Here is a 12,674-nt window from a genome sequence, read left to right as displayed (position 1 = left end):
CAGCCCACCGTAATGGTGGACTGGCTTCCGCGCTCCCAGCGCATCTACATCGAGCATCCGTACCCTCGCAGCCATACGTGGCGGCGGTCCCGGTCCGTCGGGCTCCATGGCATCTTGATCCATCTCGATGCCCGCATGAGGTCCAGTGTGCCCTGACCTCGGCCCCTATCCCCTATCCGTATGGGCATGCCTCCGTGGCGCGGGGCGACACATCATCCTGATGGTCTATATCCATCGTCGGCTCCGTCCGACTGCCACTCCGTGGCGGCGTCATCCATGGACGCCATCGACCATCCTGGTCCGCACATCCTCCTGATGTGCCGCCGAGCTCCTCCCGGTCTACACCCTCCGTGGTGTCCGTCCGTGGCCCGATCCGTCGAGTACGGTGACTAGCCTACTGGCGCCCTGGCGCGTTGCCTACCCCTCCGCTGTGTAGAATTTTCTACCCCCTCATGCGCTCAAGCGATATACCCATGGATGGTGAGCAGCCGCCGTATTTCCGACCAGCGTGTCGTACCGATCCGCTCATACGCCCGGTCACGGTGTCGATAGACCGCCTTGTCCCCTATCCCCATGTCTATGGCAATCTGCTTCACTGTTTTTCCGTGATCGAGACCCACCAGGATTTCGATCTGTTTTTCCGACAACCTCGCCACCGGGTCCTCTTCTTCGGATTCCAGCGCCTCGACCATCACTTCGTTGCGGTAGTCGCCGCCATTGCCCAATGTCACGACCGCTTTCACGATCTCACTGACCGTCCCGCTCTTTTTCGCGATGAATGCATCCAGGAGCTCCTTTTTAAGCATATAACGCAGCTGGGGTTTTTCGGACATCCTCGATACGCCGATGATGTAGTCGGCCAACCCCCGAAACACAGGATCCCGGAGCGCCGCAAACCCGTTCTCATTTCCGTCCAGGAACAGGTCAAGAACCACGATCCTTACTTCTCCATCATCCGGCACTGGATGGTCGCAATAATAATCCGCCAGGCGCTTATAGCCTTCCACTACGCAGCCTTCTTCGCCGAACCATTCCGATAATCCTGACTGCAGTGCTCCCGTGATGCTCTCGAGGAGCAACTCTTCATCCTCGATGACGTACACCTTCACCGGACGACTACCGCTCATACGTCTCCTTTACCCGCTGTACCCGGATACTTGCCTGCTCGTAGTCTTCTTCGCGCACCAATTTCTCGGCCTCTTCGATCATTTCGCTGCCTTCTCCGGTGTGCATATCAATCATTCCGCCCACCGTATGCAGGGCCCGGTCCATCCCCGCTTCGTCTCGAGCATCGATCGCGGTGATGGCTTCCGACAAACGCTCCACGATCCTTTTTCGGATCTCAACCTGACGTCGAGCTTCTTCGGAATCCGCGGGCTGGGGGTCGAGCAAATACCTTCCCGCTTCATCCTGTGGGTCTTCGCGCTTCAGACCAAGATTTTCCACCAGGAATTTCCGCAGTTCTTCCGGCGCCGGCGGCCTCGGGAATGTCTTCCGCGCGCCAGCGACCACGGCCTCGTGCCAGATATCCATGCCCGAATGCGCCGTAATCAGCGCGCATGCGATGTCGTGCCCACTTTCCCTCATGATCCAGCGTATCAGGTCTACCCCGGATTCACCCGGCATCTGATAATCGATGATCGCGGCGTTGATTTCCCCTCCGCTCTCTTCGATCCGTTGCTGCGCCTGTTCCGCCGAACCGGCGGTCCAGATGCGTATCCCGTCTTCTGCTCGCAGGTGGCGCTGAACGAGATCCCTGAGCATCGACAGATTTTCACGGGTGTCATCCACCAACAGCAACACCGGCTGGTCGTCCACTATATCCCCATCCCCAGGTTCGTAGCCTTCGTCCCGGAGCACACCGGACATCCCATTCCGGATTTCCTGCAGCAACGGCCACCGAACCAACTCCGTGTCGCCAATCCCATCCAGCTCACTTTTGATCCATAGCACGTCCGTCTCACGACCGCTCGCCTCGGTAGCGAGCTGCGCATCAGCGATCCATAGCGCAATCGATGGATCCGCCTCTACCTGTGGCCGGACCTGCCCGCGAACACCATCCAATCGTTCGACGTGCGCCACCATTCGGCGGGCCTTTTCCGCGTAATCCCCTTCGGCGCAAACGATGCCGACGTCTTGCTGCACTTCCTGATCGATCCGCGTCTCCCCAGTTTTTTGGATCGGCCAGCGCATACGGAACCAGGCGCCACCCTTGGGGCGCCGATTCCGTACCACCTGCAGATCCCCGCTCACTTCGCGCATGCGCGACAGGGCCCCACTCAGGCCAACCCCATGCCCCGTTTCCGCGGGTGAAGCCGTCGTGTAACCCTGCTCGAATATCCGCTCTTCCATCCCTTCCGGGACTCCAGGACCTTCATCCATCACGTCGATGGCCCAATACCTCGGGTCTTCGGGGTCTCGGGCGAATTCGATGTCGATGCGCCCCTCGTCCGGCGAATGCCGGACCGCGTTGACCAGGAGGTTCTGGACACCCGAACGGATTGCATGCTCGTTGATTCCTGGCATCCTCCCAGGGACCTCGGCATCCACACGCAGCCGCAATACGATTCCCCGGGATCTGGCCGCGATCTGGTGGGTTCGAACCACTTCCTCCACCCATTCCACGGGCGACTCAGCGGACAGATCGTTGCGCAGATCCTCCTCCACCATGCCCCGGATCTGCCTGGCGGCCTCCCGGATCTGCCGCAGTGTCTTGTTGATCCTCGGATCGCCAGACTTACCCCGTTGCTGACCCGGAAGCAGGTACTGCAGGGCATGGTTCGCCATCCCGTGTACGATTCCGATACGGCTTTTCAGATCGTGTACGCGATAGGTGTGCTCGACTTTCTGTTCTTCGAGCACTTTCCTCTGGCTCCGGATTTCGCGCTCTTTTTCCTGGACGGACTTGTTGTAGCGGTAGCTATCCATCGTTTTTTCCAGCAGCTCACGCATGCTGGAGTCGTAGCTTTTGCTCGGCCCCTTCAGTATTTGCCACCAAGGGGCGCGATCTTTGCTATCGGATTCGGCCTCCTTCCCCATGCGCAGCAGGTCCAGGGCGCCGGTGGCCTCTTCCACCATGGTTCGGTGGGTCCTTTCGGTCATCGCAAAGGCCAGAAACGCCAGAATCGCCAGCACCGGCATCATCCAGGTCAGCGCGACAATCTGCGTAACGATCATCCGATCCGCGAGTTCGACTTCCACGATCACCGATGAATCGTCCGGCGTCGCCTCTCCGCCCATCTCTTCCGGCTCCACGATCGCGGTTCCTGTCGCCGTCTGCCGGACCGCATCGGGCTTTTCATCGTGGCCCGGAGCCGCAATGGTGCCGCCATCCACGGAACGGACACGTATGTACGCATCCGATGGTGCGGCAACCCCTTCCAGTTGATCCCGAATGGATTCCGGGTCGGCCGGATCGGCCCCCCGGATCGCATTGGCGGCCTGATTGGCCGCCATGTGCGCCCGGTCCTGCGCCATGGAATCGATGGCGACATGGACAGCCCAGACATTGGCCGCCATTACTGCCAGCAGAACGATCACGAAAGTCCATCGGAGATTGATCATCGGCCCCCTCCCCCCGTCCGGATCACCCTTCCAGGGTGAGATCGGTTACCGGCTCGTATTCTTCGTCCATGCGGCGCCGATTGATGAGTCGATAGCGCGTCGACCCCGCCTCTTCACCCCTTTCAGGCGCCATCAACTCCGCTTCGAACCGGATGTATCGGTCCTGATCGCTCGAGGTGCGGATGCAGGCTTCGGTGGTGATCACCCCGTTGGATTCGGGATCGTCGGGCGGGCTCACCCGGAAACTAAAATGCCGAATTTCCAGGTCGTGGTCGTCCCCTCTTGTTTCGTATGTTCGTGCGATCTCGAAGATGGATTCTTCGACCTGATCCTGGATTTCCTCGAATCGATCCTTTGCCGGATTAAACTTCATGTAATCCGACTCAATGGCCGCATATACCATCCATGCGGTCAGGACAGCCGCCGCCAGTCCGACGGCCATCAGGATGCCCCATCCCCCCTGGAATTCCACCCAAGAAGCAATGGCAGCGGCCGCGACTGAAGCCGCCAGAGCGCCCAGGCCCGCAATCCAGCGGCTCTTTCTGGCAGACTCCCGTTCTTGAGGGTCCACGTACAGGATGTCTTCCCATACCTCTTCATTCGTCTTGTCTTTGAAACTTTTCATGCCCTCACTCCTTCCCAAAAAGACGGGTGACGTTCTGCCCGTCGTAGGCTTCGTCGCAACGGTGCAGCGGCACCGGTCCGTCGGTCATCGGCCGCAGGCTTTCCTCCGGCAGCCAATCCAGCACTTCGCGCGCCAGATTCCCCAGATACTCCTTGGCCTTGTCGGTATCGCCCTCGAAGTCGTATTCCGGATCGTACATCCGCAGGGCTTCACGCAGATGGGGGTCCATGCGGTAGGCCAGCGACACCGGATGGATATCCTTGATGAACCCCATCATCACGATCGCGACGTAGACCCCCGGGCGATTGCGGTGCAACCAACCGAGAATCTTTTCCGGTTCGGGGTTGATGCGCACGGGCTCACCGAGGGCCGCCTGACGCCGCCAGGGTGTGATGTCGTAGCCCTCGCGTTCGCAGTAGGCCTCCATGCTCTGGCGCACTTCCGGGAGCAGGCCGCGGCGCCCCCACCCCGTGTCCGCCAGCGCCAGCAGCATTCCGACGCTCTGCTCGGCGAACCAGCCCTCGAGGTTCATGCGGGTCTGATCGATCGCCTGACCGTTCGGATCCGGGTTCTCTTCGGACTGCGGGAGACGGTTGTGCTGGGCCATGATCGCCTCCACAGCCAGTCCGTCTTCGTCCTTCACCGGCTTGTAGAACAGCGTGTTCGGGATCGATTCCGCCTCGAAGACGTGTGGTTCGCTCTCCGGGATCTGGACGACCAGCAGATATTCGATCAGCCCATCTTCCCCGATGAACAGGTTGTTCTCGCTCGGGTGCCACATGGGGATGAATCGCCCCTGATCCTGGAAGATCCAGGCGGGTGTGATCACCATGCCCTTGGCGCTCACCGCGACCATGTCCGCCCGCAAGGGCTCGCGGCGCAGTTCGCTGTGATAGGCATGCTGGTAGTTCTTGTCGCTCGCGGCGACCCTGGCCGCGCGCGCCGCCGCCTGGATGTCCTGGCGGATTCGGCGCATGAAATCATGGTCGTATTTGTCCGTTCCCAATCTCTTCCTCCTGAATGCCTGATGGGACCCACGATACGCAATCGGATCGATCTCGCAATTTTTTCGCGCGCCGGATTTCAGGCACAAAAAAGGGCGACCCGATGTTCGGGCCGCCCTGCGGTCGTATCAGCAATCTCCGTGGTTGCGCAGCGCCTGGCTCACACGGCGCCATATCTGACGCTCGATCTCCTGGACACCTTGCTCGTCCAGTTTCTCCGTGCTGTCGACCAGGCCGGTCACTTCCGCGGCGTGCAGCCAGCGTTCGGGCGAGACCGAAACGAAGGTCGCACGCACTTCCGAAGACTCCAACAGTTCGCCGTGAATCCGCATGATGTCTCTCCCGTTCCGTAAAAGATTGATCGGGAGGGACAGGCTTTGGGTTTGCCTGCGCCCCCTCCGTGGAGGAAACGGATAGCCATTCCCTCCAAGGAGAGGGCGCAAGCGCGCCCTCACCCTCGTCAGATCTCCCCGTGATTCAGGAGAAGCTGACGAATTTGCTGGGTCATCGCCTCTTCGGAGGCGATGAACTCCTCAAGGTCCACCAGGCCGAGCATGTCGGCCTGATGGGCCCAGACTTTCGGATCCTGCTCCGCGAAGGTTTCGCGGAGCTCGGCGTCGGTGCGGAGTTCTTCGATGATGCGATTTTCCATGGTGGTGCTCCTTATAAAAAAGAGGCACCACCTCCCCACGCGGGGAAGTGATGCCCCGCGGGGGTTGTTTATTCCCAGACCAGCTCGATAGAGCTGGCCTGGGCGTACTTCCGGAGCCGGAGGCGAGCATTCTCGCCATACCGGCTCCGGAATTCCTTTACCGTCATGCGCCGGATCTTGTCCGGCACACGACGGATAGAAGTCGTGAACTTCATGGAGTGTCCTCCGCAAAGACGGGCACTCCATGCACCGGGCACAGAGTACCCGGTGGGTGAAAACAGGCGATAATTTCGCGCGAGAAACTATGGCCTGCTTGAAGGTTTTTGCACAGAACCCCGAACTGTCCCCATATACCCGGTGGCAGGATGTCACCTCCGACCCTATCGCAATTCCTTCCCCTCTTGCAACTCTTCCTTCAGCCGATCCGGATCGGTTCTCTTTGCCGTCAGCACGTCCTTCAGGGCTTCCTCATTCGTCGCGAGATCGTTTACCGTAGGAGGCATTTCCAACGACGGGCCTGCCGGCCCTTTTTTACCGGAGGTGCGACCATGACGGACGCCAACGCAGTAACCGAAACCCTCAAGGAAGAAAAGACGGACCACCGCCTCCCCGACGATCGCCGTTGGGGGGAACACTTCACCCTCCCCATCCATACCCGAATCGGGCGCTCACTGGTCGAGGGGCGTCCGCCCTACATCGATGATGACGGTAATCAACGACCGCCCATCATCGGCCTGTTCATGCACGAGTCCATGGCTCGCCCGGTCTGGGATCAGGCGCTCGCGGATGATCCCTGGGCCGCCTGGTATCTGCAGCTTTTCCGAAAGGAACTGGAACGCGCCCGAAACTCCCTGGAGACGAGCTTCAACTACATGCGGGAGCAACTTCAGGAACTCGGGTTCGACATCCAGACCTTCCCGATGCCGGTGGACGTGAAGGAATACGAGGTGAAGGTCCGCACGCCCACCGCAGTCGCCAGTGCCTCGTTGATCGATGACATCGATCTGTACGCGTCCGCCTGCCTGTTTCTGCGGGATCAGCAGATGATGTCGTGGGATACCTTCGCCCAGGAGCGCCGGACGATTTCGCGAATCGGTCGCCGGGTGATGGCAACGTTCGCGTCCTACCGAGACTGCCGTGTTACCCGGGCGGATGTACGCGAGGAAGGAAACCTCGCGGCCAACGACGCGAGAGAGGTCATGGGAGAGCTTCCCCAGGAGATTCTGGACCTGCCTGTCGGCGAGGCGTGGACCGGCCCGCTGGTCGTCTAAACCCCGGGGCCGTCCCGGTCCACGAGAAAATCGATCAGTTTCCGCCCGGACAGCAGGTGAAGATCCGGGGCGCTCTCGAATAGCCGCTGCGAATTCGGGCCCGTTCGTCCGGTATGGATGAACAGCCCGTTTCGCTCCTGTCGCCGACACACGTCCGCAAACTCCTGAACGTGCTCCGGCCGGATGGCGTTGGCATACCGCTTCGCCTGGATCAGCCAGAAGCGCCCGCCGATCATCACACGGCCGTCGATGCCTCCGTCCCCGGAGTACCGCTCGTTGCGCTCGATGCGGTAACCCTGCCGCTCAAAGGCCGTCAGCAGGATCTCCTCGAACACCAGCGGATCCACTTTGCGCAGGTACGCCAGAGCGCGTCCCCACTGTCCTTCGTCCGCGATCTCGGTGATCCGGTCCAGGACCTTGCGCGACTGCGGGATCCGCCAGCGTTCACCTTCTCGACGCCCGGCAGCGAATCGCTCCCCCGAAGTCGTGACGCGATCACTCCGATCTTCCCGATGCTCGGGGGTGTCTTGCGGGGTGTCCCCGGAAGGCGGGTCACCGTAATCCACCAGCCGGTCCGCAATACCCCCCAGCCAGTCCAGAAATCGGTTGATGCCGCGAAAGAGTTTTTCGTGATTGCGTGCCATGCTTCCATCATGGCAAAAATGATTGGGTTCGCAATTTCTTTGAAATAAAAAAGCCGGACCCCGAAGGGCCCGGCGTGTGCGCTAGTCGTTGTCGGTTTCCGGCGGGGCGTAATAACGCCCCCGGGCGCCGCTTCCAGAAGCGCCGCCCGATTTCGCAATCCAATCGGATTGCGGCCCCGGTTTCGAATCTTCCGCGGCTTTCTCTGCCGCGGACAACAGCATTTCAGAGAGTTTCTCGAGAACTCTCTCGAGCCTCGACAACGTCTTCCCCATTCTCTTTCTCCTTAGAAAGAAATCAAACATCCCCGACTCAACAAGAGTCGAGCGTTATGGGCTTTCGCCCACTCCCCGACACGAAAGACTCGCGCAAGAGTCTTTGGCACCGGGAAAGTTTTTAACGAGACCCCAAACTCGCCTCATATACCCGAGGAGGGTTTGTGCCTGGTCTGGCTACTGAGACCGACGCCCGCGGGCGCGCGCCGCCTCAATGGCCGTGGTGTGTCGATCCCGATAGTTCGCCTCCATTCCGGGCTGACGCGGCGCGTTCAGCAGATTGATCGGCGGAAGCCAGGGCTCGGGCCACTGAATCTTTCGTGCATCCTTGTCCATCTTGCACCTCTCCTGCATGGGTCCATTCCCGCCGCGCACGCACACGCACCCGGCGATTCGTGACTGGTCATTTGCGTGAATGAGGGCGCACTGGCCCTGCGTTCGGAGGCAGCCAATGGGCTGCAGAGGAGAGGCCTTTTCGGCCTGCCTCGCGGTGGTGCGAGGCGGAGTGGGCGGTCCATGCCGCATCCCTGTCACCCCGGGAAGGGTTACCTCAACCATAGATCGCCCACCCCGTTATCGTCAATCCGCCGCGATATCGACGGCTCGATTTTCAGTGCCGCGCTCGCGAAGTCGGCGATTCTCCCGCTTCGGGCGCAACCCGAACCAGCGCCGTTCACGCGGCTTGAGGGCGCGGTCCAGACGTTTTCTCAGATCCTCGATGTCGCGGACGAAGCGCCGCATTTCGCGGACGTGTTCTTCGGTTCGGTAGAGGCTTTCGTTTTCCATCGTGAACTGCCATTCCTGCGCGTACCTTGCCAGGGCGCGTTCCATCATGCGCAGGTCTTCGCGTTCCACTTCGATGGTCGTCGGCTCTTTCGCCATTTCGCTTTCTCCTTCGTTGGATGGCGACTTCCTTTCTACCGCACCGCCCCCCTCTACGCGATTTTTCGCACGCGAAATTTCTCTGCTGAAGAAATTGCGTCGGTGCGTTGATGTCGTATCATCCCGGGCGGAACTGGGAAAATTTCGGTTGCGGCTTCGGCCGCTTCGCCATTCCATACGCACAACCGACGACAAAGGAATGAATATGGCAGACGTAGCTGACACGGTGTACGACGCCAGCTCGATCCAGGTACTTGAAGGGCTGGAGCCGGTTCGTAAGCGCCCCGGCATGTATATCGGCGGGACCGACTCGGGCGGCCTCCGCCACATCCTCTACGAGATCATCGACAACGCCGTGGACGAGGCGATCGGCGGGCACGGTGACCACATCACCACCACGTTCCACGCCGACGGATCGTTCTCGGTCGCGGACAATGGCCGTGGCATCCCCATCGATATGCATCCGGAGAAGGGGATGCACGCCGCCGCCCTGCTCGTTACCACGCTCCATGCGGGCGGAAAGTTCGATAACGAGGCCTACAAGTTCTCGGGTGGCCTTCACGGCGTTGGTTCCGCGGTGACGAATGCGCTGTCGCGGGAGTTCACGATGGACATTCGCCGCGATGGCAAGCGTTACCACCAGCGTTTCCTGCACGGTGGGGAGCCTGAAGCTCCGGATATTCAGGAGTACAAGAAGCGGGACACGGGATCAACGATCCGTTTCTGGCCGGACATGCGGTATTTCGATGAGGATGCCTCCATCGAATTCGACGTGGTGGCCGACCGACTGAAGCAGACCGCCTACCTGGCGCCGGGGCTGCGTCTGTCCCTGCACGCTGAAGCCACGGACGAAGAGCCGGAACGCACGGTCGAATACTGCTTCGATGCTTTCGCCGAAATCCTGGACGACCTGGCGGGCAAAAGCGGGGAGGCCCTGACCGACACCCTGACCACGCAGAACCAGGAAACGGTCGAAGGGGAAGGCGACATCGAAGTTTCCGTGGCACTGCGCTGGCACGACAAATCCGGCGTGCTGACCGGGTTCGCCAACATCATCCCGACTTCGGAAGGCACCCACATCACCGGCCTGCGCAAATCGGTCACCCGAGCCGTGAACCAGTATGCGCAGAACAACAATCTGCTGCGGGGCAATCAGTCGCTCTCCAGCGACGATGTGCAGGCGGGGCTCGTAGGCGCGGTGGCGGTTCGTCTCGGCAATCCGACGTTCGCCGGCCAGACGAAGGAGAAGCTGAAGAATCCGCCGATCGAAGGGGTCGTCTCCCGTGCCGTGCGCGACATGATCGACCGCCAGTTCGAGGAAAACCCGCAGGTTGCCAAAGCCATCGTGGAACGGGCGAAACTCGCGCAGAAGGCTCGTGAAGCGGCGGACAAGGCCCGGGATCTGGTGGTCAATCGCAAAAGCGCGATCAGTGCCACCGCCCTGCCCGGCAAGCTGGCGGACTGCCAGGAGCAGGACCCGTCGAAATCCGAACTGTTCATCGTGGAGGGTGATTCTGCGGGCGGTTCCGCCAAGCAGGGCCGCGACCGGGAGTTTCAGGCGATCCTGCCGCTCAAGGGCAAGATCCTGAACACCTATCGGGCCGATCCGGCACGGATCATCAAGTCCGATGAGGTGAAGAACCTGGTGCTGGCGCTGGGTTGCGGCCCCAAGTCCGATTTTGACATCGACAAGCTGCGCTACCACAAGATCATCATCCTTGCGGATGCGGACTCGGACGGAAACCACATCGCGACCCTGGTGCTGACGTTCTTCCACGTCTACGCGCCGGATCTGATCGAGAACGGCCACGTCTATGTCGCGCTGCCACCGCTGTACCGCGTGCGCAAGGGTAAGACCTCCCATTACCTGAAGGATGATCAGGCGCTGGAGGAATTCCTGGCGCAGCAGGACAAGCCGGATGCGTGGTCGGTCCAGCGGTTCAAGGGTCTGGGCGAAATGAACCCCGACCAGCTGTGGGAGGCCGCGATGGATCCGGAGACCCGGCGCATCGGGCGCGTCGAATATGACCCGGAGGGCGGACGTGAAGCCGACGACCCCATTTTCGAAATGCTGATGGGATCGGAAGTGCCGCCACGCCGGGCATTCATCGAGGCGCGGGCGGAACATGCCCGTCTGGACGTCTGATCGTGGCGCGCTCGACCGAACAACGCCCCGGCTGGCTCACCCGGCGCCTGGAACGCTGGGCTCGCCGGTACATGGAGCGCCGACCGCCGGACTTCGTGATCGGGGATGACTACCTGCTTCGCTGGTACGTCATCCCTCGCAACCGGCTGTGCAACATCTATCTGCACTGTGTCCAGAAGAGCGACGACGACAGGGCGTTGCACGATCACCCTTGGCTCTCGGTTAGCTGGATTCTTTCAGGCACTTATCGTGAGCACATGCCGCACGGCACACGCCTGATGACACCGGGGCGTCGTGCCTTTCGTCGGCCGAGCGCACCCCATCGACTGGAGGCGGTGGACGCCCCCGTGGTCAGCCTGTTCCTGACCGGTCCGAAGGTTCGGGAATGGGGGTTCCATTGCCCCCAGGGCTGGCGGCACTGGCGACGGTTTACCGATTCCAATAACAGCGGCCGCGTGGGACGTGGCTGCGACTGAGCGGGCTTGCCCGCTACCCCCAAATCTGAACAGGAAGGAGCCGATCTATGACGGACGAAACCACAACCACCGAACCGAGTGAGCCCAATGAGGCGATCCATCTCCCGGCCCGGGAGATCATGCAGGACGCCTTCCTCGACTATTCGCTGTCGGTCATCACCGACCGCGCCCTGCCCGATGCCCGGGACGGGCTGAAACCGGTTCATCGCCGGATCCTGTACGCGATGAACGAACTGAACATCATGCCGGGATCCGCTCACAAGAAGTCGGCCCGCGTCGTCGGCGAGGTGATCGGTAAGTACCACCCCCACGGGGACTCGGCCGCCTACGGTGCGGCCGTCCGCATGGCGCAGCCGTGGGCCATGCGACATCCACTGATCGACGGCCAGGGCAATTTCGGCTCTATCGACGGCGACAACGCGGCCGCGATGCGTTACACCGAGATGCGCCTGTCGAAGATGGGCGCGAAGATGTTTGCCGACATTGGCAAGAACACCGTGGACTTCCGCGACAACTTCGACGGTTCTGAACGCGAGCCGGAGGTCCTGCCGGTCTCCTACCCGAACCTCTGGGTCAACGGGACGGAAGGGATCGCGGTCGGTCTCGCCACCTCCATTCCGCCGCACAACCTGGCCGAAACCGCGAACGCCTTTCTTGCGTGGCTGGACAACCCGGAAATCAGCACCCGCGAGATCGTGGAACACATGCCCGGCCCGGATTTCCCCACCGGGGGTATCGTCCATGGCCTCGACGGCTACATCCAGGCGCTGGAAACCGGCCGGGGTCAGGTCAAGCTGCGCTCGCGCTGGCACACCGAAGAACGGTCCCGGGGTGCGAAACGCCTCGTCATTACCGAGATCCCGTATGCCACGAGCAAGTCGAAGCTGGTTGAGCAGATCGCCAATCTGGTGAAGGAGAAGGAGATCGAGGGCGTTGCGGATATGCGCGACGAATCCTCGAAAAAGGGTATCCGCATCGTGCTGGACACGAAGGCTGGACACGAGCCGGATCTGATCGCGATCCAGCTGGTTGCCATGACCCACCTCGAGGTCTCGGTTTCCTACAACGTGATGGCCCTCGACGGCCAGCGGCCGATGCAGCTGGGTATTCGCGATGTCTTCGAGCACTTCCGCGCTC

General features: G+C 61.2%; 13 protein-coding genes. 4 read left to right on the top strand and 9 right to left on the bottom strand.

The window, feature by feature from the left end:
* Positions 1-458: 458 nt before the first annotated feature.
* The 6 genes from F573_RS0113105 to F573_RS0113080 all read right to left on the bottom strand — a co-directional run bounded on the left by F573_RS0113105 (position 459) and on the right by F573_RS0113080 (position 5,845).
* On the bottom strand, positions 459-1,127 hold the full coding sequence (locus F573_RS0113105) for a LuxR C-terminal-related transcriptional regulator (RefSeq protein ID WP_019022966.1): 669 nt from the start codon (positions 1,125-1,127) through the stop codon (positions 459-461).
* Positions 1,117-3,564, bottom strand: coding sequence for a hybrid sensor histidine kinase/response regulator (locus F573_RS0113100; protein WP_019022965.1), 2,448 nt, complete (start codon positions 3,562-3,564; stop codon positions 1,117-1,119). The genes F573_RS0113105 and F573_RS0113100 overlap by 11 nt, the downstream gene beginning before the upstream one ends.
* 22 nt (positions 3,565-3,586) lie before the next feature.
* A complete protein-coding gene (locus F573_RS0113095) occupies positions 3,587-4,189 on the bottom strand; it encodes a hypothetical protein (protein ID WP_019022964.1) in 603 nt (200 codons plus the stop codon).
* A 4-nt stretch (positions 4,190-4,193) separates the two neighbouring features.
* Positions 4,194-5,195 carry a hypothetical protein gene (locus F573_RS0113090; RefSeq protein ID WP_019022963.1) on the bottom strand — a complete coding sequence of 334 codons (1,002 nt, stop codon included), beginning with the start codon at positions 5,193-5,195 and terminating at the stop codon, positions 4,194-4,196.
* A gap of 126 nt (positions 5,196-5,321) precedes the next feature.
* A complete protein-coding gene (locus F573_RS0113085) occupies positions 5,322-5,525 on the bottom strand; it encodes a hypothetical protein (RefSeq protein WP_019022962.1) in 204 nt (67 codons plus the stop codon).
* A 128-nt stretch (positions 5,526-5,653) separates the two neighbouring features.
* Entirely contained in the window at positions 5,654-5,845 is a 192-nt protein-coding gene (locus F573_RS0113080) for a hypothetical protein (protein ID WP_019022961.1), read from the bottom strand.
* 548 nt (positions 5,846-6,393) lie between these two features.
* Between F573_RS0113080 and F573_RS0113070 the strand changes: the two genes are divergently transcribed.
* Entirely contained in the window at positions 6,394-7,116 is a 723-nt protein-coding gene (locus F573_RS0113070; RefSeq protein WP_019022959.1) for an AcaB family transcriptional regulator, read from the top strand.
* On the opposite strand, the gene F573_RS14375 is transcribed toward F573_RS0113070, so the two are convergent.
* The 3 genes from F573_RS14375 to F573_RS0113050 form a co-directional block, all read right to left on the bottom strand.
* Complete coding sequence (locus F573_RS14375; RefSeq protein WP_019022958.1) at positions 7,113-7,760, bottom strand: restriction endonuclease; 648 nt, start codon at positions 7,758-7,760, stop codon at positions 7,113-7,115. The genes F573_RS0113070 and F573_RS14375 overlap by 4 nt on opposite strands.
* 450 nt (positions 7,761-8,210) lie before the next feature.
* Positions 8,211-8,369 (bottom strand): hypothetical protein, encoded by a 159-nt coding sequence (locus tag F573_RS15110; protein WP_019022956.1) that lies wholly within the window; start codon positions 8,367-8,369, stop codon positions 8,211-8,213.
* Positions 8,370-8,612: 243 nt separating this feature from the next.
* A complete protein-coding gene (locus F573_RS0113050) occupies positions 8,613-8,915 on the bottom strand; it encodes a hypothetical protein (protein ID WP_019022955.1) in 303 nt (100 codons plus the stop codon).
* On the opposite strand from F573_RS0113050, the gene F573_RS0113045 reads away from it, so the two are divergent.
* The 3 genes from F573_RS0113045 to F573_RS0113040 all read left to right on the top strand — a co-directional run.
* Complete coding sequence (locus tag F573_RS0113045) at positions 8,893-11,061, top strand: type IIA DNA topoisomerase subunit B (RefSeq protein ID WP_231384426.1); 2,169 nt, start codon at positions 8,893-8,895, stop codon at positions 11,059-11,061. The genes F573_RS0113050 and F573_RS0113045 overlap by 23 nt on opposite strands.
* A gap of 2 nt (positions 11,062-11,063) precedes the next feature.
* The gene (locus F573_RS14955; RefSeq protein WP_196801805.1) at positions 11,064-11,537 is read left to right on the top strand and encodes a hypothetical protein; all 474 of its coding nucleotides are present in this window, start codon (positions 11,064-11,066) and stop codon (positions 11,535-11,537) included.
* 47 nt (positions 11,538-11,584) lie between these two features.
* Positions 11,585-12,674, top strand: a 1,090-nt coding sequence (locus F573_RS0113040) for a DNA gyrase subunit A (RefSeq protein WP_019022953.1), incomplete at its 3' end; no start/stop codon positions are given.

It is taken from the genome of Thioalkalivibrio sp. ALE23, assembly GCF_000378545.1.
Taxonomy (GTDB): Bacteria; Pseudomonadota; Gammaproteobacteria; order Ectothiorhodospirales; family Ectothiorhodospiraceae; genus Thioalkalivibrio.
Note: the sequence above shows the minus strand (reverse complement) of the source record. Positions and strands in the feature narration are given on the sequence as shown.